At 38.3% G+C, this 21935-nt stretch carries 21 protein-coding genes and 4 pseudogenes; 2 read left to right on the top strand and 23 right to left on the bottom strand.

All coding sequences use genetic code 11. From position 1 onward, the window contains the following. Position 1 precedes the first annotated feature (1 nt). The 23 genes and pseudogenes from AC1DDX_RS10075 to AC1DDX_RS10185 form a co-directional block, all read right to left on the bottom strand. Complete coding sequence (locus AC1DDX_RS10075) at positions 2-1468, bottom strand: complex I subunit 4 family protein (RefSeq protein ID WP_172662137.1); 1467 nt, start codon at positions 1466-1468, stop codon at positions 2-4. Positions 1469-1489: 21 nt separating this feature from the next. Beyond that, positions 1490-3078, bottom strand: a pseudogene (locus AC1DDX_RS10080) (NADH-quinone oxidoreductase subunit L). A gap of 22 nt (positions 3079-3100) precedes the next feature. Then, positions 3101-3421 (bottom strand): NADH-quinone oxidoreductase subunit NuoK, encoded by a 321-nt coding sequence (gene nuoK, locus AC1DDX_RS10085; RefSeq protein WP_216854440.1) that lies wholly within the window; start codon positions 3419-3421, stop codon positions 3101-3103. An 8-nt stretch (positions 3422-3429) separates the two neighbouring features. After that, complete coding sequence (locus AC1DDX_RS10090) at positions 3430-3927, bottom strand: NADH-quinone oxidoreductase subunit J family protein (protein WP_048903402.1); 498 nt, start codon at positions 3925-3927, stop codon at positions 3430-3432. A 59-nt stretch (positions 3928-3986) separates the two neighbouring features. After that, positions 3987-4484 carry a NuoI/complex I 23 kDa subunit family protein gene (locus AC1DDX_RS10095; protein WP_048903401.1) on the bottom strand — a complete coding sequence of 166 codons (498 nt, stop codon included), beginning with the start codon at positions 4482-4484 and terminating at the stop codon, positions 3987-3989. Between the two features lie 36 nt (positions 4485-4520). Continuing rightward, positions 4521-5248, bottom strand: a pseudogene (locus AC1DDX_RS10100) (complex I subunit 1/NuoH family protein). Further along, the gene (locus AC1DDX_RS10105) at positions 5248-6252 is read right to left on the bottom strand and encodes an NADH-quinone oxidoreductase subunit G (RefSeq protein WP_048903399.1); all 1005 of its coding nucleotides are present in this window, start codon (positions 6250-6252) and stop codon (positions 5248-5250) included. The pseudogene AC1DDX_RS10100 and the gene AC1DDX_RS10105 overlap by 1 nt, the downstream one beginning before the upstream one ends. Before the next feature lie 5 nt (positions 6253-6257). Beyond that, positions 6258-7625 (bottom strand): NADH-quinone oxidoreductase subunit NuoF, encoded by a 1368-nt coding sequence (nuoF, locus tag AC1DDX_RS10110; RefSeq protein WP_172662139.1) that lies wholly within the window; start codon positions 7623-7625, stop codon positions 6258-6260. Continuing rightward, the gene (locus AC1DDX_RS10115) at positions 7625-8137 is read right to left on the bottom strand and encodes an NADH-quinone oxidoreductase subunit NuoE family protein (protein ID WP_172662140.1); all 513 of its coding nucleotides are present in this window, start codon (positions 8135-8137) and stop codon (positions 7625-7627) included. Before AC1DDX_RS10115 ends, nuoF begins: the two co-directional genes overlap by 1 nt. After that, positions 8130-9338 (bottom strand): NADH-quinone oxidoreductase subunit D, encoded by a 1209-nt coding sequence (locus AC1DDX_RS10120; RefSeq protein ID WP_048903397.1) that lies wholly within the window; start codon positions 9336-9338, stop codon positions 8130-8132. Before AC1DDX_RS10120 ends, AC1DDX_RS10115 begins: the two co-directional genes overlap by 8 nt. A 6-nt stretch (positions 9339-9344) precedes the next feature. Continuing rightward, on the bottom strand, positions 9345-9848 hold the full coding sequence (locus tag AC1DDX_RS10125; RefSeq protein WP_172662141.1) for an NADH-quinone oxidoreductase subunit C: 504 nt from the start codon (positions 9846-9848) through the stop codon (positions 9345-9347). Further along, the gene (locus tag AC1DDX_RS10130) at positions 9848-10390 is read right to left on the bottom strand and encodes an NADH-quinone oxidoreductase subunit B (protein WP_172662142.1); all 543 of its coding nucleotides are present in this window, start codon (positions 10388-10390) and stop codon (positions 9848-9850) included. Before AC1DDX_RS10130 ends, AC1DDX_RS10125 begins: the two co-directional genes overlap by 1 nt. A gap of 107 nt (positions 10391-10497) precedes the next feature. Continuing rightward, on the bottom strand, positions 10498-10869 hold the full coding sequence (locus AC1DDX_RS10135; RefSeq protein ID WP_048903394.1) for an NADH-quinone oxidoreductase subunit A: 372 nt from the start codon (positions 10867-10869) through the stop codon (positions 10498-10500). Between the two features lie 78 nt (positions 10870-10947). After that, the gene (locus AC1DDX_RS10140; RefSeq protein WP_448636251.1) at positions 10948-12678 is read right to left on the bottom strand and encodes a tetratricopeptide repeat protein; all 1731 of its coding nucleotides are present in this window, start codon (positions 12676-12678) and stop codon (positions 10948-10950) included. 156 nt (positions 12679-12834) lie between these two features. After that, entirely contained in the window at positions 12835-13740 is a 906-nt protein-coding gene (locus AC1DDX_RS10145) for a substrate-binding domain-containing protein (RefSeq protein WP_337716960.1), read from the bottom strand. A gap of 3 nt (positions 13741-13743) precedes the next feature. Then, positions 13744-13947 carry a hypothetical protein gene (locus AC1DDX_RS10150; RefSeq protein WP_235206961.1) on the bottom strand — a complete coding sequence of 68 codons (204 nt, stop codon included), beginning with the start codon at positions 13945-13947 and terminating at the stop codon, positions 13744-13746. Positions 13948-13974: 27 nt separating this feature from the next. Continuing rightward, entirely contained in the window at positions 13975-14796 is an 822-nt protein-coding gene (locus AC1DDX_RS10155; protein WP_048903390.1) for an energy transducer TonB, read from the bottom strand. 28 nt (positions 14797-14824) lie between these two features. Next, complete coding sequence (locus AC1DDX_RS10160; RefSeq protein WP_172662146.1) at positions 14825-15358, bottom strand: ExbD/TolR family protein; 534 nt, start codon at positions 15356-15358, stop codon at positions 14825-14827. Positions 15359-15367: 9 nt separating this feature from the next. Beyond that, positions 15368-15985 carry a biopolymer transporter ExbD gene (locus AC1DDX_RS10165; RefSeq protein ID WP_172662147.1) on the bottom strand — a complete coding sequence of 206 codons (618 nt, stop codon included), beginning with the start codon at positions 15983-15985 and terminating at the stop codon, positions 15368-15370. Between the two features lie 87 nt (positions 15986-16072). Next, entirely contained in the window at positions 16073-16915 is an 843-nt protein-coding gene (locus tag AC1DDX_RS10170) for a MotA/TolQ/ExbB proton channel family protein (RefSeq protein WP_172662148.1), read from the bottom strand. 306 nt (positions 16916-17221) lie between these two features. After that, a pseudogene (locus AC1DDX_RS10175) lies at positions 17222-18717 on the bottom strand (phosphoenolpyruvate carboxykinase (ATP)). 134 nt (positions 18718-18851) lie between these two features. Continuing rightward, positions 18852-19205 carry a translation initiation factor gene (locus tag AC1DDX_RS10180; RefSeq protein WP_172662150.1) on the bottom strand — a complete coding sequence of 118 codons (354 nt, stop codon included), beginning with the start codon at positions 19203-19205 and terminating at the stop codon, positions 18852-18854. Continuing rightward, positions 19195-20085, bottom strand: a complete 891-nt coding sequence (locus tag AC1DDX_RS10185) for a diacylglycerol/lipid kinase family protein (protein WP_172662151.1) — start codon at positions 20083-20085, stop codon at positions 19195-19197. The genes AC1DDX_RS10180 and AC1DDX_RS10185 overlap by 11 nt, the downstream gene beginning before the upstream one ends. A 233-nt stretch (positions 20086-20318) precedes the next feature. On the opposite strand from AC1DDX_RS10185, the gene metK reads away from it, so the two are divergent. Both metK and AC1DDX_RS10195 read left to right on the top strand, forming a co-directional pair. Beyond that, positions 20319-21569: a methionine adenosyltransferase gene (metK, locus tag AC1DDX_RS10190; RefSeq protein ID WP_172662152.1), complete on the top strand. Its 1251-nt coding sequence runs from the start codon at positions 20319-20321 to the stop codon at positions 21567-21569. 147 nt (positions 21570-21716) lie between these two features. Then, positions 21717-21935 (top strand): annotated as a pseudogene (locus tag AC1DDX_RS10195) (hypothetical protein); the annotation flags it as partial.

Here is a 21935-nt window from a genome sequence, read left to right on the forward strand (position 1 = left end):
CTTAGTTTACCGATGTTAATTTTTGTGTTACTTGTTCTATTAAATGCTGCACTGATGCTTCAGACAATTGCAGAATTGGTTTTGGATAAACGCCTAATACAATAATTAGTGCGCAAATGATATATAGTACTATCCTTTCCGAACCTTTAACGTCTGTAAAGGTAATTGTTAAATCATTCGTTTTGCCCAGCATAATGTTCTGGTACATCCTGAACATATAAACTGCCCCGAATATAATTGTTAATCCTGCAAAAACAGCTAACCAGATATTGTACTGATACACGCCTATCAGCAACAGGAATTCTCCTATAAAGCCGTTGGTTCCAGGTAATGCAACCGTTCCAAGAACGATGATCAAAGCCGTAATTGCCAATACTGGTGCCTGTTTGGCGATTCCACCCAATTCACTTATTCTATTTGTTTTCAAACGGCTTGAAACAATGTCAAGCACAAAAAACAAACCTACCACATTGATACCGTGACTAAGCATCTGAATCATTGCACCCTGCATGCCCTGTGTATTCAACGCAAAAATACCTGCACTGATTAGGCCAACGTGGGCAATTGAAGAATAAGCCACCAAACGCTTTGCGTCTTTTTGTGTAAATGCGATAATTGATGCATATACGATTCCTATAACAGACAGTATAATTGCAACATGACCCCAATCCTGAACTCCGGAAGGAACTATAGGCAACAACCAGCGGATAACCCCGTAAATACCCATTTTAAGCATGATACCCGCCAATAACATAGTACCGGCAGCAGGAGCTTCGGTATATGTATTTGGCTGCCAGGTATGGAAGGGGAATACAGGCATCTTAATTGCAAAAGCAATAAAGAAAGCCCAAAATATCCAGCCCTGTTGTGTTGCATCCAAATTAAGATTATAGAACGCCTGGATATCAAAATTATGCGCAGGGTTCTGTAAGTACAGGTAAATCAATCCCAGGAGCATAAATAACGAACCCGCTATGGTATAAACAAAGAATTTCATGTTTACCTTAATACGATCTTTTCCGCCCCAAACTGCACAGATAAAGTAAATCGGAATTAATGCTGCTTCCCAGCCAATATAGAACAAGAAAGCATCAAGAGCGGTAAATACGATTAACAATCCGCTTTGCATGAAAAGAATTAAAGCAAAGAATGCATTTGAACTTTTGTAGCTATGCTGGTAACTTGCCAATATGATTAATGGTATTAACACGTTGGTCAATAGTATTGTAATCATACTTATTCCGTCGACACCAGCGTGGAAATTTATCCCAAGATCATGAATCCAGGAGTAGTTTACCACAAATTGGGTGCTGGCATCAGGTGTAAAATTACATACCATCGCCAATGCAAAACCTAAAGAGACAATTGCCGAAACCAATGCCACATGCTTTGCTGCATTTCCGGAAAGAGCGGTAACCAAGGCACCTAGCAATGGTAAGAATATAAGAAGTAGTAAAAGTTGTTCCATTATGTTTTCTTGAACGATCTTTTATAGAGATAAATAAGTATACAATAACAATGAGATGATTCCTACCACCATCATAAAAATATAAAACCCAACATTGCCGGATTGTATTAAACGCAAACCTTTACTGGCTTCGGTAGTTCCCCAGCCTAAGCTGTTCACAATACCATCAACGATCTTATTATCTACGATTTTGTAGAAGAATACTGAAATTGCATCCAAAGGTTTTCTAATTAATGCATCATATATCTCATCAAAATAAAATTTATGGTAAGACAGGTTTGCCAGCACAGAACGTTTAGCTTCATCTGAAGCCGGTATGTGATTTTGTTTGATGTATTTGCCATATGCTATTGCAATAGAGATTAAAACACCAACCACAGAAACTGCCATAAGGATATATTCAGTAGCGTGATCCGGTGATTCCCCGGTATGCTTAATTACCGGAGAAAGCCAATGTGATAACCAATGATTTCCGCCCAAAGCCTCAGGCACACCAATGATACCACCAAGGGCTGACAATACCGCCAACACGATCAAAGGAATTGTCATTGATTTAGGTGATTCATGAATTTTTTCTTCGGCATGATGCGTTCCGCGATATTTACCGTAAAAAGTAAGGAACAACATCCTGAACATATAAAATGCAGTAAGAAACGCGCCAAACACTGCAATTCCCCACATTACTTTATCGTGCAGGTACACATGTGCCAAAATCTCGTCTTTAGAGAAGAATCCAGAAAAAGGAGGAAGCCCTGCTATAGCAATGGTACCAATAAGCATTGTGATAAAAGTTACAGGTAGTTTTTTACGTAAACCGCCCATATGTCTCATATCTTGTTCGTGATGTAAGGCATGAATAACAGATCCTGCACACAAGAATAATAATGCTTTGAAGAATGCGTGAGTAATCACATGGAAGAAAGCTCCATTATATGCGCCAACACCTAAACCTAAAAACATGTATCCCAATTGTGATACAGTAGAATAAGCAAGTACTTTTTTGATATCTGTTTGCGTGAGTGCAATAATTGCCGCTACAATAGCGGTAGCAAGGCCAACGATGGCAATTACGTGTTGAATTAAAGGGGCCAAATCAAAGATCAGGTTAGATCTGGCGATCATATAGATACCGGCAGTAACCATGGTTGCGGCATGTATTAAGGCTGAAACAGGTGTTGGTCCAGCCATCGCATCAGGTAACCAGGTAAAAAGAGGTAGCTGAGCAGATTTACCGCAGGCTCCGATAAATAACAACAATGCGATAAGCGCTATGGTTGTGTTTCCAGCATATATCCGATTGAGTAGATATGGATCAGAAACCCTACTCCGGTAACAATAAGTAGCATTATAGCACTTAACGGGTCTACCAGAAAAGATACCGGAATATGTAACGCACCGGCATTTATCCAATCAAAAAGAAAAATTTCATGAGATTTATTTGCGTCTGCACCTAAGGCCAGAAATATACCAACACTGATCGCAAAAGAAACAAAAATAACACTGCTTCCTATAAAACCAATAAGGCTTTTAGATAATGTGTTTCTTCCCAAGCCATTGATTATAAAACCAATCAGAGGAATCAACGGAACCAGCCAAACTAAATCTATTATCATTTTTTATCTATACTTAATATTACCACTTAAGGCGATTCAACACATTAATATCTACTGACTGTGTATTTCTATACACCATCACAATAATACTTAAGCCCACCGCAACCTCTGCAGCAGCTAAAGCCATTATGAAAAACACAAAAACCTGTCCGGATGGATCATTGTTATGCACTGAAAAAGCTGTTAGCAGCAAATTAACTGCATTCAGCATCAATTCAACCGACATAAATATAACTATAGCGTTTCTGCGGGTTAATACTCCAATAACGCCAATGGTGAAAATAATAGCACTTAGCCAGATGTAGTGGTTAAGTGGTACGCCCTGCAATTGTTGAGTCATGTTCTCCACTATACTTTTTCTTTTTTAGTTAACAATACTGCACCAACCATCGCAGAAAGCAATAAGATTGATGAAAGTTCAAAGGGCAACATAAAAGGGCCGAACAATTCCTTGCCCAGATTTTTCAGTAAGCCCAAATTAGGATTTCTTAAAATCACCGGATCAGACACTGCAGTAGCCTTTAGGGATCCAACCAAAGTAACCACAAGACAGCATCCTGCGATCACACCGACAACTTTTACTGCTCCTGATTTTAACGGCTCGTTATCCTTATTGAGGTTCAGTAACATCAGCACAAAAAGGAATAGAACCATAATTGCACCCATGTAAACAATGAAATTTACCACAGCCAAAAACTGTGCGTTTAACAGAATGTAGTGAACCGTAAATGTGAAGAATGTAACAATCAGATAAAGCACACTATGCACCGGGTTTTTTGAAAAAATAACCATCAGTGAAAAGATCACGCTTAATGTTGCTACGAAATAGAATACTGAAGTACCCATTATCTATGTTTAAACTGTTTATATTAAAAGGCCCTTAACAGGCATTGTATACTAAATTACTATTTATTCAATGGTTGCTCTACCAATTTATCCTTCCCGTAAATAAAATCTTTACGAAGATAATCGGCAGGTACGATTGGGCCATCCAGGTAGATTGCTTCTTTTGGACAGGCTTCTTCACATAAACCACAGAAAATGCAGCGCAACATATTAATTTCATATACTGCAGCATACTTCTCTTCCCTATAGAGTTCCTTTTCTTCAGGCTTGCGTTCTGCAGCAATCATAGTGATCGCTTCAGCCGGGCAGGACAGCGCACACAACCCACAAGCAGTACAACGCTCTCTTCCCTGCTCATCTCTTTTCAAAGAATGCATCCCTCTAAAGTTGGTTGAGAATTCTCTTTCAACTTCAGGGTATCTTATGGTAGCCTCTTTTTTAAATAGGTGGCTAATTGTAACAGACAAACCTTTGGCTATTGCAGGCAGATACATTCGTTCTGCAAACGTTAATGGTTTTTGTTCTAATACTTTCTTTTTACTGGTTAATGGTTCCATTAAACCTCCTTATTATTTATCCGCTAGTGCGGGTAGTTAAAACTTTTCAATTATTGCAATCACAATTCCTGTGATAATGATGTTAGCGATAGCCAAAGGAATTAAACCCTTCCAGCCAAGGTGCATCAATTGATCATAGCGGAAACGAGGGATTGTCCAGCGTACCCACATAAAGAAAAATATGAATGCGAATATTTTTATAAAAAATACAAACGTTCCAATCAGAGGACCAATAACCGGTCCTGTATGTAACAATACCCAATCCATACCCGGATAGTTATATCCTCCAAAATAAAGCGTAGCCATAACTGCTGATGACACAAACATATTGATGTATTCAGCAAATAGATAGAAGCCCAGTTTCATTGAAGAATACTCCGTATGATAACCACCAATCAGCTCGGTTTCACACTCCGGCAAATCAAAAGGAGCCCTATTGGTTTCTGCAAAGGCACAAACCATAAAAATGACAAACCCTAAGGGCTGGTAAAGTATATTCCAGTGCCAGCCATGTTGTTGTTCCACAATCTCTTTAAGACTCATTGTTCCTGTAACGAGCAACAAAGCAATAATAGATAAGCCCATAGCGATCTCATAGCTGATATTTTGCGATGCCGCACGAATGGCACGTCTGGTCCAAGCCTGTCCTGTAAAAAGGCAGCAACTTTCCGCTCAGCATAAGTAGAGTACATAGCAATCAATAAACTGATACCAAATATGATGGCAACCAGTACAAATTTTTCTATTACAAAAGCTATATCCATTAGAATTTGGTTGTTTTTTCTAGTTCTACTTTATTTGCCTGTTGTAATTGAGGATTGTTTTGAATAACAGGCAAAGGCTTTAAGGTTTCATAATGGTTAGAAGCAATAACGGAAGTATCGCTAATATGAGTGGGATGCTCAATTACCCAATCAGCCGTTTTCTTTTTATCGAAGCGGCAGGTATTGCAGATAAATTCTTCCACCTCACCATAAATATCTTTACGTGCTGTAACCCTTAGCACATCTTCTCCCTTATACCATAAAGTAACTTTACCACTGCATGTAGGACAATCTCTGTGTGCGTCAATTGGCTTGGTAAACCAAACACGATTTTTAAATCTGAATGTTTTATCGGTTAATGCTCCAACAGGGCATACGTCAATCACGTTTCCGGAAAAATCATTATCTACAGCTGTTTGTATATAGGTAGAAATTTCTGAGTGATCACCTCTATTTAAAATACCATGTACACGTTTGTTTGTAATCTGGTCGGCAGTAAATACGCAACGATAGCATAAAATACATCTGTTCATATGTAACTGGATCTTATCTCCAATATCGATACGTTCAAAAGTTCTGCGCTCAAATTCATATCTGGTTTTCTGCAAACCGTGCTCATATCCAAGATTCTGAAGGTCACATTCTCCTGCCTGATCACAAACAGGGCAGTCTAAAGGATGGTTGATCAGTAGCATTTCTACTACACCGCTTCGCGCTTCAATAACTTCCGGAGAAGTGATATTTTGAACCTCCATGCCATCCATAACTGTTGTACGGCATGATGCTACCAACTTTGGCATTGGCCTGGGATCTTTCTCAGACCCCTTGCTAACTTTAACAATACAAGTACGGCATTTTCCTCCGCTACCTTCTAATTTGGAATAATAGCACATTGCAGGAGGCACTATATCACCACCTATTTGCCTTGCAGCATTTAGAATAGTTGTGCCGGGTGCTACTTCTACTGTTATCCCGTCTATGGTTACCTTAACTTTGTCACTCATGATTGTTAATTTCCTGTCGTAACTTCTGCTTTCGCAATAGGCTCAGCATAATTTGCCAAACCATAATTAGTATCTAAACATTTGATTGGCTCTTTAACATGCCATTCAAACTCATCTCTGAAATGTCTGATTGCACTTGCAACCGGCCATGCTGCCGCATCGCCTAAAGGACAGATTGTGTTTCCTTCAATCTTTTTAGAAACATCAACCAATAGGTCAATATCGCTCATTTTACCATGGCCATACTCTATTCTGTGCAGCACTTTTTCCATCCATCCTGTTCCCTCTCTACAAGGAGAGCATTGTCCACAGCTTTCATGATGATAAAAACGAGCGAAGTTCCAGGTGTTTCTAACAATACACTGATCTTCATCAAATGCGATAAAACCGCCAGAACCCATCATTGATCCAGTAGCAAAACCACCTTCTGACAACGATTCATAGCTCATTAATCTTGGTTCGCCATTCGCTAACTTCAGGGTTAGATTTGCGGGTAAGATAGGAACAGATGATCCCCCGGCTACAGTAGCCTTTAATCTTTTACCGTTTGCGATACCTCCGCAATATTCATCAGAATAAATAAACTCTTCTACAGGCAATCCCAGATCTATTTCATATACACCTGGTCTCACTAAGTTACCAGAAGCTGAAATCAGTTTAGTACCTGTACTTCTGCCGATTCCTATTTTGGCATACTCATCACCACCATCGTTAATGATAGGCACAGTCGCCGCAATAGACTCCACATTGTTTACTACAGTTGGACATCCGTAAAGCCCTGCAATTGCAGGAAAAGGAGGTTTAATCCTGGGATTTCCTCTTTTACCTTCTAAAGACTCCAATAATGCGGTTTCTTCTCCACAAATATATGCACCGCCACCTGGTTGAACATATAGTTCCAAATCATAGCCGGTTCCTAAAATATTCTTTCCTAAAAACCCAGCATGCTTTGCTTCTGCAATTGCTTTTTCCAGTATTCTAATCTGGGGCATCATCTCACCTCTTACATAAATGTAAGAGGTATTAGCACCCAGCGCAAAACTTGAAACGATCATTCCCTCAATAAGTGCATGAGGGATATGGGTCATCAGATAACGATCTTTAAAAGTTCCTGGCTCAGACTCGTCTGCATTACAAACTAAATATCTTGCTACGCCTTCAGGTTTCGCCAAAAAACTCCATTTCATTCCCGTAGGGAATCCTGCACCGCCACGTCCACGTAATCCAGACTTCTTAACTTCTTCCACTACTTCATCAGGAGTCAAAGTTTTTAAGGCCTTTTCTACGGCACGATAACCGCCTTTTTGGCGATAAACATCAAATGTATTGATGCCTGGTACGTTTATGTGTTCTAATAATAGTTTACGGGCCATTATTTCTTGCGTAAATCTTGTATCAACTCGTCAACCTTTTGTTCATTAAGGTTTTCGTAAAATGTATATTCCGGACCGATCTGTAATACCGGGCCATATCCACAGGCAGCTAAACACTCTACACCTCTCCAGCTAAACAAGCCATCAGGTGTAACCTCCCCTTCTTTAACGCCTAGATTTTGTTCTATATGGTTCATCAGCTTCTCAGCACCCACTAAACAACAAGGGCCGGTTCTGCATACTTCCAGAACATACTTACCCTGAGGTTTTAAAAAATACATGCTGTAAAACGAAGCTACTTCATATACCTCAATGTTCTGGATATCCAGATAAGCAGCAACTTTATCCATTGCATCCGGGCTTAACCAGCCTAATTCAGCCTGAACCTCATGAAGCATCGGCAATAAAGCAGATTTATGTTTACCCTTCGGGTATCTGCTAATTATCTCATCAAACTTCTCTTTTAAAGCTGATGAAAACTCTACAGGTTGTTGTTGTTCTACTTTAAGCATCTAATTCTCCTGCAATAATGTTCATACTACTCATGTTGATAATGGCATCTGACAGCAGCATGCCTTTACTCATTGGTGCAAACATTTGGTAATTAATAAAACTAGGTCTTCTGAAGTGTAAACGATATGGCGTTCTTCCTCCATCATTGATTAAATAGAAGCCCAACTCACCATTACCACCTTCAACTGAATGATATACTTCAGCTTTAGGAGCATCAATTTCGCCCATCACGATTTTAAAATGATAGATTAAAGCTTCCATGTTATTATAAACTTCTTCCTTAGCAGGCAAATAGAATTCAGGTACATCCGCATGGAAAATACCTGCCGGTTCGTGCTTTAATTTTTCTAAAGCCTGTTCGATTAACCTAACACTTTGCCACATTTCTTCATTCCGAACAAGATAACGGTCATAAATATCACCACTTGTTCCTACCGGAACTTCAAAATCAAAATCTTCATATGACGAATATGGATCACTCACGCGAACGTCATAGTCAACTCCAGCTGAACGCAACAGCGGTCCGGTCCATCCATAATCCAGTGCCTGTTCCGCTGATACCGCTGCAACTTTCGCTGTACGGTCAATAAAAATACGGTTACGGTTAAGCAAGCTTTCAAATTCTCTTAGTGCTACGGGGAACTCTTTCAAAAACTTATTGATTTTGGCAAAGGCAATTTCATTAAAGTCTCTTTCGAAGCCTCCAATACGACCAATATTGGTCGTTAATCTTGCACCACAAATCTCTTCATAGATCTCATAAATATGTTCTCTGAATTGAAATAAATATAAGAATGTGGTTGTTGCGCCTGTATCCTGAGCAATAATGGTATTACAGATAATGTGATCTGAAATACGTGCCAGTTCCATAATAATTACCCTTAAGTAATCCACACGCTTTGGCATTTTAATATTCAATAACTTCTCTACAGTCATGTGCCATCCCATATTATTTATGGGAGAAGAGCAGTAGTTTAACCGATCTGTTAAAGGAGTAATTTGATAGAATGGGCGATGTTCCGCAATTTTTTCAAAAGCACGGTGAATGTACCCAATAGTAGATACACCACTAACGATGCGCTCACCATCCAATTGAATTACATTCTGAAAAACACCATGTGTTGCAGGGTGAGTTGGACCTAAATTTAAGGTTACCAATTCATTCTGTGGGTCGTTATCTGTATATACCGGTTGATTCATTTTTTCTTATCTACCAAAGTATTCGTCTTTTTTATCTACTCTGTTCGGATCTTCCAAAGGATATTGTTTTAACATGGGATGCACACCTAGCTCGTCCATATTCAATATTCTTCTCAAATCCGGATGGCCTTCAAACTTTACTCCAAACAAGTCATAAGTTTCTCTTTCCATCCAATTAGCTGCATTCCATAAGGTTGTAGCGGTTGGGATTTCAGGATGATGCTCATCAATGAAAACCTTAACCCTAATCCTGATTTTGTTCACCATACTGTGTAAATGGTAAACTACAGCAATGCCATGCTTTTTCTCAGGATAATGTACTGCAGTAATATCGGTAAGAAAGTTAAAGCTAGCTAGCGTATTTTGTTTAAGAAATGCCAGAACATTAATAATAACATCCTTTGTGGTTTCAAAAGTAAGCAAGCCATAAGGCTCATTAATTCCAACTATTTTTTCACCGAACTTTTCAGTCAGTTGTTGTATTAATTCCTGATTAGTAACCTCTGCCATTAGTCAATTCCGTATGAAGCCAACATTTCTCTATATTGATCTGAATTTCTTCTTCTTGAAGATTCATTCCTAACCAATTCCTGAATTTTACCAAAACCATCCAATATAGCTTCTGGTCTTGGTGGACATCCTGGCACATATACATCGACCGGAATAATTTCATCTATTCCCTGTAAAACAGAATAAGTATCGAATATACCTCCACTGGATGCACAAGCGCCAACAGCCATCACCCAACGGGGTTCAGCCATCTGCAAATATACCTGTTTAAGAACCGGGCTCATTTTCTTAGCTATGGTTCCCATTACCATTAATAAATCTGCCTGACGGGGAGAAAAGCTTAAACGCTCAGATCCGAATCGGCCAAAGTCATAATGAGATCCCATGGTGGCCATAAACTCAATACCACAGCAAGAAGTGGCAAATGGTAAGGGCCATAATGAATGGGAACGGGCCAGGCCGATAACCTTGTCTAAGGAGGTAGCAAAAAAACCAGATCCTTCTATGCCTGGAGGCGCGTCTACTATATTGATGTTACTCATGATACAAAACGAAAAAGGTTCATTCCTTTAAAGAATGAACCACAAATCTACAATTTTTTAAAAGCAAATGAATTAAGTTGAGGGCATTTAGAAACAATCTAAATAACCTAATTCCAATCCAATGCTTTCTTTTTTATCACATAAATAAAGCCTAATAATAAGGTTCCCATAAAGATGAACATCTCTATCATTCCAGACATTCCAAGTGCTCTAAAATTAACTGCCCAAGGGTACATGAATATCACCTCCACATCAAACAGGACAAACAGTATAGCCACTAGAAAATACTTGATGGAAAATGGCTGACGCGCATTACCGACAACTTTTACACCTGCTTCAAATGTTGCCAGCTTATCAGCTGTTTTTCTTTTTGGACCTAAAAAGTGTGTCGCGATTAAAGTAACCACCACAAATCCTAAGGCAACAACTACTTGAAATATAATTGGTAAAAAATCTACGGGTACGCTTTGAGTTTCCATTTAAATATAAATTATGAGGCAAAAATAAAAGAAAAAGGCGGGATAACAACCCCGCCTTTTTCTTTTATTATAAAATTATTACTTTTTCTTTGGCTTAGCTGCAGCTTTTGGTGCTGGAGCTGTTAATGATTTAATGCCTTCTAATGCAGTGGTATTTGCAGGATCAATAGCTAAACTTTTGTCCCAGAATAATTTTGCTTTTACTTTATCTTCTTTGTATGAAGCAAAACCCGCTATTTGATTATAGGCTTCCACCATATTCTTTTTTACTGCCGGAGTTTGTTTATCAACATGAGCCTCGACAGAATCTAAATACTGTTGGTAGAAAGGTATTTTTAACCCCGTTGGATTTGCTTCATCATCCATGAAGTCATTGATTCTAGCTCTATACAAAATCGCATCATAAGTCGATGGAGCTAACTTCAGCAATTTCGCTAACGAAGAATCTCCTTTCACTAAGATTTGTTTAGATGGATTGGTCTTTGCAGTATAAGCCTTATAATAAGACACATAAGAGGCAATAGCATGGTAAAAATAGTTATACAATGAACCTTTACCTTCTGGGTTCAAACGGTTAACCACATCATATGTTGCAATTGCTTTAGGATAGTTTTTAGCATCATAATATGATTTTGCAAGTTCTGCTAAAGCCTCAACTTTAGTAGAGTCCATATTAACCGCTTTAATCACATTTACTAAACCTAAACTGTCGTTAGCCTTATCTGTAGAATCCTTCATTAAGGCTTTACCAAGGTACATATAGTCATCAGAGATAATACGTGAAGTATCTTTTACCTTCGCAAAAAAGTCTTTCATGTACTGTAAACTCTGAGGATAATTTTTGTTTTCATATGCAGAGTATCCTCTCAACCTTGAAACGATCAAGCTTTTAGGATCGTTGGGATTTACTGAGGCCAGTTCTGAAGTTTCTTGTTCCAGCGTTTTAAAGTCTTTCGCGTAAAACAAGAAAGTTGCATAACGTAATCTTGAATCATATGATTTATCAGTCAAATCAAGATATTTCTTGTAGTTTGTTAATGCCTCAGCCGCCTTAGCATCAAAATTTGCAGGCTCCTGATTTCCCCATTGCATATACAGCTCAGCTAACTCACGATAAGCAGGGCCATAATTTGGATCAGCAGCGATTACATTTTTCAATTCAACTTCCGCATCACTGAATGCTCTTGACTCTTTATACATTCTTCCAATCTGAACGGTAGATCTGTAAAGGGCCGGATTAATACTCAAAGCCCTCATGTAGTTTTGAAGCGCCTCTGAGTTCTTTCTTTGTGCTGCATAGTAATCTCCTAAAGCAACAAATGTTTCTGCCTCTTTATCTTTATCATCAAGCTCTTCCGCTTTTTGCAAGTTAGGTAGTGCTGCAGCAAAATCTGGTTTCTCACCTTCCAAATAAGCCTTTCCTATATACAAATATGGAGTAAAGTCTTTTTTTGAAGAAACTTCAATTGCTTTATCAAAATTTGTTTTAGCTGACGCGGCATTATTTGAAGCAAGATCAGCCTGGCCTAAACCTATATAATTTAAAGGATTTTTTGGATCAGCTGTCACACCTTGAGTAAAGGCAGCTCTAGCAGAATCAATATAATCCCTTCTTAAATAAACATCACCTAAACTAAAGTAATTCTCCCCTTTGCCTTTTTGTGACGACACCAACGCTTTAAGCATTGAAGTCGCTTTTTGGTACTGTTCGGCATCTATCGCCTTCTTTGCATCGGTAATGCTCTGAGCAAAAGAGGCAGAACCCATCACTACTAAACCTAAACCTAAGGTTATTGCTTTCTTTGTCATTTTCATAGTTCCTCTATTTTCAATTAATTGTTATGAAGCCGGCTTTGCAGCTTTCATGGTTCGCTATTTTGTTTTTAGTTTCAAATATTTAAAAGGCATTTCTAAAATCAAACTCATCTTACCCTGCCCATTACTTTCGTTTTCCAAATATAAAATTTACTTTGTATTCTTCAAGTTAAAATCCCGTGACATCATCTTATGCGGACCAAGTCCAGATTTCAGTACGATCAACTGACCTCTCGGGCTTAATAACCAGTTTGCAAAACCTGTGCCTAAACCATCCCGTCCCTCACAATTTATGATGTAAACATTTCTTAAAAACGGATAAATACCACTAATTAGATTTGCCTGATCGGGACGATAGTATGCATTATCCCCCTTTTTCCCCTTAATATTCTTCACCCCCATCGTTTTCACCTTTGCAATATAAGGAGTCATATCGGAATTATTAGCTATTAACCAATTTACACCGACTACTCCTATAAAATTCTTATTTTCAGCAACGTACTTTATAACGTCATTATTGTTCTTCAAAGTATAAACTCCCTTTTTTGGAAGTTCCGTGATTTGAGCCAGCTCCTTGAAATACCGGAGCGTGCTGGAATAGGCATTGTCAAAAACAAGCTGTTTTCCACTGTTTGAAGTTCCTTTTAATATCGCTATCACCTCCTCAACAGTGATATTTGAGTCAAGATCGTCCTTCTGGGTAAGCAATGAAATTCCGTCTATGGCAAACCTGGATGTCTTTGGAACGATGCTTCTGTTTCTGTATATTTTATCTTCCTGGGGTGTTAGCATCCGGGATAATATGATTACTCTAATGCTGTCATTTAAAAAAGCAGGCACTATTTTATTCTCGTTACCGGCAGTGACTGCAAACTCCGCATGCTTATAATCAGATTTAAATACCATGATCTGATCAGCGATAATCGAAGAAAAAGATTCGTCAACAAGAATTTTAACCGATCCTGATGTCCGTGTTTGTTCAACAACCTCAGTCTGCTTTTTATTTTTGCAAGACAGCAGCACCAGAAAAATGAACGCAAAGCTTAGATTCTTCATTCTTTAATTATCTTTTTGATTAATTACCCGGGTAAATCTTATTGCTGCATAAACGATAAGCAACACACCAAGGAGCACTCTGTAAGTCCGTTCGATGGTTACCGGCATGTCTTTCCAAACGATTAATGTAAGGCCCAGAACCAGGTAAAAGGCAAACATAACTAGCCCTAAAATAAACAGAAATCGCTGTTGAGGCGATTTCTGCATAAATGTTTTCAAATTAAACATTGTATTCTATTGTGATAAGGTAAAACTGATTGGGATGTTATATTTCACACGCACCTTTTTACCATTTTGAACTCCTGGGATCCATCTCGGACTTGCTTTTAGCACCCTAACAGCTTCCTCATCTGTACCACCACCAAGTTTTCTATCAACTTTAATATCGGTTAAGCTACCATCCTTTTCAACAACGAACGATAAAAACACTTTACCTTGAATGTTGTTCTCCTGAGCCATAGGAGGATATCTTACCGCTTTTTTCAAATAAGCGTAGAATTTCTCCATACCACCAGGGAAAGATGGCTGCGTTTCAAGACTCACAAAGTCATAAACTTTGGTATCCTCTACTACCGCTGCTTGTTTAGGGCCATCACCTGCCGGACCTGCAATAACGATATCCGCATCAGGGTCGCCGGCAATGGTTTTCTGACCTGGGTCAGCCTTTTTCAAATCTTCAATTTCAACCGGTTCCTCGTCACGTACCAACTCATCCGGTTTTACAATTGGAGGAGGGAACTTAACCTGATCCTGTTTTGGCGGCGGTGGCTCAACCGGTGGCGGTGGAGGTGTTTCCGGGTTTACAGGAGGAGGTGGCTGCACCACTACTTCCGTTTGCTTAACAATTTCCTCTTCTGGAGCTTTTCCTTTGAATAACTCCATAATTTTAGGGGATAAGAACAACAACACAAATGCTGTTGATGCTATTAGCAATGATTTCGTTGTATTCGCAGAACTTCTCTGACGAAGCTCGTAAGCTCCGTAGCTTTTGTTCTTATTGGCAAACACAACATCAAGCCAATCCCTTTTTAATAAATCTATTTTAGAACCAAACATAGCCTAATATTTTTATGTTTATAATTATTTATAATATCCCAGCTTGTTTCATCGCATCTTTCTCACTATCGATAATGTTTACATCATCAATAGCCGGAGCAGTTTTAATTTTAGCGATATTCAACTCGTCCATTATATCAACAAAATTCTTATAAGTAGCTCCTTCTGTTGGTTTCACTACTATCACTATTTGTCGGCCGGTAGTTTTACTTACCTCGTCTTTATTTTTTAATATTGATTTTCTAACCTCAGCAAAGCTTTCAATATTTGGTGGAGTCTTTCCTGCTTCTCCCATGTACCAGGCAACCTTATTGTTTTTACCCAATAGAATTGTCATGGTCTGAGATGCACGAAGCTCGTTTTTCACATCATTGTCCTCTTGATCAGGTTTTGCAATGTCCATTGCAATCGGCTTTGACAACGAGGTGGTTAACATGAAGAAGGTGATCAGCAGGAAGGCTAAATCTACCATGGCAGTTAAATCTACTTTGGTATTTGCTTTCTTACTTCTTACTTTGCCGCCTTTTTTCCCACCCCCGCCGGAGGTATCTAATTCTGCCATAGTATGATTTTATTTAGCATCGCCCTCGGCCGATGTAATTAAACTAAATTTGTTAATTTTTTGCTTCTGAAGAATATCAACAATCTTTTTGATGTTTGGATATTTTTCTTCAGCGTCTCCCTTGATACTTATCCTCATTGAAGTCTGGTGTAACTCTGCAACCGCCTTACGGGATTGCAATAACCATTCAGACAATTCATTGTTTGTTGAATCAGCCGGGATACCCAAGTTGGCCTTAGCAAACTTATCTCTCTCGTCACCGTTCATCATGATAAACTTTTTCAAGCTGCTTACAGGAACTCCGAATGATCCAAGAACACCGAAACGTTCTCTCTCTTCAGGAGTAAACTGAATTTTGTATTGCTCTCCAATTTTATCAAGCGTTGCCATTTTTACGTCCTTTCCTACGATTTCGTAGAACACCTTACCCTGACCAATAGATAAAATCCCCATATCCAAATCTGGAACTTTAATCTTGTAGGTAGAACTTGGAATTGTTACTTCCAAAGGATCCGGCTGGCGCGCTGTTGCTGTTAATATAAAGAAAGTAAGCAGCAGGAAAGACACATCGCACATGGCGGTCATATCTATCGAAGTACTCTTTCTTTGAACCTTTGCTCTTGCCATAATATTTAATAAATAAACTTACTTTTTACTAATGATGTTAATTCTTCCGGTTTTCCATAAAGCCGGTAAAAAAAAATACATTATTTTTTATTTATGTGTACTGGCGTAAGTTTGAATGATGCTGAAACCTGCTTCATCAATTGCATAAGTTAATTTATCAATTTTAGAAGTAAGGATGTTATACATGATAATCGCAAAAGTAGAAGTACCGATACCAGTAGCTGTGTTAATTAGGGCCTCAGAAATACCAGTTGCCAATGCAGCCTGATCCGGAGCACCAGAGTTAGCCAAACCACCGAAGGCCTTGATCATACCTGTTACTGTACCTAATAGTCCTGTTAATGTACCTACTGATACCAAAGTAGCAATTACAGTTAAGTTTTGCTCTAACATTGGCATTTCCAAAGTAGTAGCTTCTTCGATATCTTTCTGGATAGCTAAACACTTTTGATCTGTATCCATGTTTGCTTCAACTTCCATCTCACGATATTTTTTCAATCCTGATTTGATTACGTTAGCAACTGAACCTTGTTGTTTATCACACTCAGTTAAGGCTGCTTCGATGTTGTTTGAATTTAAAAATCCTTGGATTTTTTTAACGAATGAATCCAGGCTAGATTTTCCAGTTGCTTTACCAATTACAATAAGACGCTCGATAGAGAATACAATTACCATAAGAAACATACCCAATAGAACAGGTACGATAACTCCGCCTTTGTAAGCCATACCCATGTAGTTACCTACTTTTGGAAGTGTATCGTGAAGATCTGGATCAGCCCCATCGATGAAATTCCCTCTATCTCCGAAAATAAATTTGTAAACACATATACCAATAATGATACAAATTGGAATAGTAAGAGTTGCGAATAAATTTGAAGCTGTAGAAGAGCCTTCTTTTTTAACTGTTGTTGGTTTTGGTGCGTTTGCCATTTTTTTTTAGTTTTTTAGTTTTTAGTACTTTGTTTTTTAAAATTAGATTAAATATTCCGTAATACACACAACGACTATTACAAACAATTGTTGCCGTAACAAATTTATAACTTTGATTTTAATTCCAAATTAAATAATCGTTAGCTTGCTAATTCGTTTTGTCCCGTCAATTTTACCCGTTTGCACTCCCGTTATATCTAACGTATTACTGTATAATTAAAAAAGATTGTCTCGTTGCGGAGACAATCTTTCGCAATTAAAACTAAAAAAAAACTGAAATGCAAATTTTTAGGCAAAAAAAATGCTTTAAACTGTGTTTTCGGTTATTTTTGGTAGTGAACTAATCATTTCTTCGCTTGCGAAGGCTTCAAATTGCTTGAAATTATTTATGAAGGCCAAAGAAAGTTCATTGGCTTTATGATCATACTTTTGCTTGCTTGCCCAAGTATTTCTTGGATTCAAAATTTCTGATGGAACATTTGGGCAGGTCAAAGGAGTCCGTAACCCAAAAACAGGATCAGTGGTAAATTCAACATCTTCAAGCGCTCCATTCAACGCTGCAGAAATCATCGCACGGGTATATGCTAACTTCATCCGCTTACCTTCTCCGTAAGCTCCTCCGCTCCAGCCAGTATTAACCAGCCATACATTTACATTATTCTTTTCCATCTTTTCTCCAAGGAGTTCTGCATATCTTGTTGGATGAAGTGGCAGAAATGCCTTACCAAAACAAGCAGAGAAGGTTAGCTGGGGCTCAGTAACACCTGCTTCTGTGCCGGCAACTTTCGCGGTGTATCCGGATATAAAATGGAACATCGCTTGTCCGATATTTAATTTGGCAATTGGTGGTAAAACGCCAAAAGCATCAGCTGTAAGAAAGAAAATGTTTTTCGGTTCAGGAGCAATTGAAGGGACTATGGCATGATCAATGTAATTTATCGGATAGGCGACCCTGGTATTCTCCGTTTTATCAATGTTGGAAAAGTCAACAGTTCGGGTGCCCTCAAAGTAATTGGTATTCTCCAACAAGGCACCGAATTTTATGGCATTAAAAATCTGTGGTTCTTTTTCAATAGTCAAATCCACACATTTAGCATAACAGCCCCCTTCAAAATTAAATACAGATTCACTTCCCCAGCCATGTTCATCATCTCCGATCAGTCCACGTTCGGGATCGGCAGAAAGAGTGGTTTTACCTGTTCCTGATAAGCCAAAAAATATGGCTGTATCTCCTTTTTTCCCAACATTTGCTGAACAATGCATTGATAATGTACGTCTCTGCTCTGGAAGAATAAAGTTTAACACTGAAAAAATCCCTTTTTTAATTTCTCCTGTATATCCCGATCCTCCTATAAGGATTATTTTTTTTGAAAAATTAAGGATCGTAAAATTAGGCTGTCTCGTTCCATCTACTATGCTGTCTCACTTACTACCCTAATGGTCGTTTTGTAAGCCTCATCTGCACAGGCAAACGAATCTCTTACATAATATTTTTTTTTGCTAAGATGAGCTGTTACTTTTTTATATAACGCATCAAATTTCTCCGGCTCGAATTTGAAATTTATATCACCCCACCAGACCGAATCGCGGGTTAGCTCGTCACAAACGATAAATCTGTCTTTTGGAGAACGGCCCGTAAATTTCCCTGTATCTACTGCCAATGCACCTGTATCAGCCAGTGAACCTTCTCCATTTTTTATGGCCTCCTCAACCAATTGTGCTACGTTAAGCTGATATAAAGCCATATCCGAATCCAGATCCAGATAGCTCAAATCAGGCCTAAGCATAAATGCTTTGCTCATAAGAATAATAAGTTAGTCAGGCAAAGTTATACAGATAAAAAGGTAAAAACACCTTTTTTAAAGAAAATTTTAACTTATTGTTGCTTATACACTTACAATTAAAATATTGAAAATCAATAAATTAAGTCAACGATTTATCCTCCAGATTTCTTTACTTTATAACCCTCCTTTTGCAAGAGTGAAAGCACTTTATCTCTAAAATCTCCCTGGATGATGATCTCGCCATCTTTTGCTCCCCCTCCTACGCCACATTTCGTTTTCAGCATTTTGGCCAAATTTTCCAGTTCTTCATCACTTTCTCTAAATCCTGTGACTAAGGTAACTGCTTTTCCACCTCTGTTCTTTCGATCCAATGTAACTCTTAGGTCCTGTTGGTTTTTAGGTACTGATTCATTGGAACCGTCGCTTTCTTCCTGATAAACAAAGGAAGGGTCTGTGGAATACATTATTCCTCCAAGATCACTTAGCGTTTTCTTTTTAGACTTCATAACTAGGAGTAATTATATTTAACGATAACGGCACAATAGACACTTCTATTTCCTTTCCCATGAAAAAGGGTTCTCCATCAATATGTATTGCATCGTCCTGACTGCGGCTGATCTTTATATTTTTACCTTTTATAATTTCAACAATTTTGGAGCGATCAGTTCTTGCACTTAACATTTCATATGCCAGTAGCGGTAATTTGTACATTGGAAATTCTTTAACCACACAAACATCAAGAAGTCCGTCTACTACCGATGCCTTGGGGGCGATGTGTGCATTGTTGCCATATTGAGAAGAATTGGCTATGCTGATCACAAATGCCTTACGCTCATAATCTACTCCATCTATATTCAGCCGATAGATTTGAGGCTTATAGTTTAACACTTCTGTTAATCCTAATTTGAGGTAGCCCGTTAATCCCCTTGATTTATTTCCGGCAAAAACAGAGCTGATATGTGCATCAAAGCCCATCCCCGCCATATTGAAAAAGGATTTATCATTAAATCTGGCAGTATCGATGAGTTCAACGTTAAGCTTATTAATCACCTTGATTGCAGCAACAGTATTCATGGGTATTTTCAAGAACCTTGCCAGCCCGTTTCCAGAGCCAAAAGGAATAATACCCAGCACTTTATTCTGTTGCATGACCTTAGTTGCAATTTCATTTATGGTACCATCGCCTCCAACGGCCACAATTACATCAAAATTCTTATTTGCAGCTTCCTCAGCTATTTCCGAGGCATGGCCAACATATTCCGTAAAGCTAAAATTCGGGCTAAACTTAGAGCGGTCCAGGTGTGCATCTATCAATGCAGGTATCTTTAACTTATCCTTCCCTCCTGATATGGGATTAATAATAAATAGAATGTTTGATTTCGACAAAACCTTTTGATTAATGATAGTACAAAATAATTGATATTTTTTGACTATTTAAATATATATGCTAATTTTGCAGCATTAAAGTGGACTGATTTGCGATGCTATTTAAGAATAGCGGGATTGCAACCACGTAAAAAAAAGTGCTAACCTTATCATACACTTCATTTTACTGCCTGCTACGCAGGGTCTGATTCCATTTTATATAATTGTTTAAATTAAATTTTTAATTATTTAAAATGTCGTATTTATTTACATCCGAATCAGTTTCTGAAGGTCATCCGGATAAAGTAGCAGATCAAATCTCAGACGCACTTATTGATAATTTTTTGGCATTCGATTCAGAGTCAAAAGTTGCTTGTGAAACTTTGGTTACCACAGGTCAGGTTATTTTAGCTGGCGAGGTAAAATCACAAACTTACCTGGATGTGCAGCAAATTGCTCGTGATGTAATCAGAAAAATTGGTTATACAAAAAGTGAGTACATGTTTGAAGCCAACTCATGTGGCATTCTTTCCGCAATCCACGAACAGTCCCAAGATATAAACCAAGGTGTAGACAGAGCCAGTAAAGAGGAACAAGGCGCCGGTGATCAGGGAATGATGTTTGGCTATGCAACCAACGAAACTGAAAACTACATGCCTTTGGCATTAGATCTTTCACATACACTTTTACAGGAATTAGCGCTCTTAAGAAGAGAAAACAATGAAATTACTTATTTGCGTCCTGATGCTAAATCACAAGTAACGCTGGAATATTCAGACAACAACAAACCAGTTCGTATTGATGCTATTGTAATATCCACCCAGCATGATGATTTTGATGAAGAGGCTACTATGTTAGCCAAAATCAAAAAGGACCTTGTGGACATTCTTATTCCAAGAATTATTGCAAAATACCCGCAATATGCTCATCTGTTTAACGATAAGATAGAGTATCACATCAATCCTACAGGAAAATTTGTTATCGGAGGTCCTCATGGCGATACGGGTTTAACAGGCCGTAAAATCATTGTGGATACCTATGGAGGAAAAGGAGCTCATGGTGGTGGTGCATTCTCAGGAAAAGATCCAAGCAAAGTAGATAGAAGTGCGGCATATGCAACTCGTCATATTGCGAAAAACCTTGTTGCTGCTGGTGTAGCTGAAGAAATTTTAGTTCAGGTAAGTTATGCTATTGGGGTTGCAAAACCAATGGGCATTTATATTAACACTTACGGAACAAGCAAAGTAAATAAAACAGATGGCGAAATTGCCAGGATTGTTGAAGACCTATTTGATATGCGCCCGTACTTTATTGAGCAGCGCTTAAAGCTAAGGAATCCAATTTATAGTGAAACTGCAGCATATGGTCATATGGGTCGTAAACCTGAAACAGTGACCAAAACTTTCAAAAGCCCCGGAGGCGAAGAAAAAACAGTTACAGTTGAATTGTTTACCTGGGAGAAACTGGACTTTGTAGATAAAGTAAAAGCTGCTTTTTCATTATAAGCTTAAGGAATATTTAAAATTCAAAAAGGCTGACCATGAATTATGGTTAGCCTTTTTACATTATAGCACATCGAATAATACCCTTTCAACAAAAAAGAAAACCATTTCTAAAAGCTGTTGTTTTACTTACAAAAAACAAGACCTATTATGGAACATCCAATAGAAATGAATACACTTAGTCAGGTTTTAGAAAAATTAAGACTTAAAGGCCTGGATAACGAAATAAAGATGACAGATCATGGTAAAATGCAAGGAGTGGGCATTAATAAAATTTATAACCCCGAAGACCTTACCATAATTAAAACCTATCGCTTTGAAGGAGATTCTGACCCTGCTGACAACTCCATACTTTATTTGTTAGAAGAC

The sequence above is a fragment of the Pedobacter sp. 10L46_2 genome, from assembly GCF_056395165.1.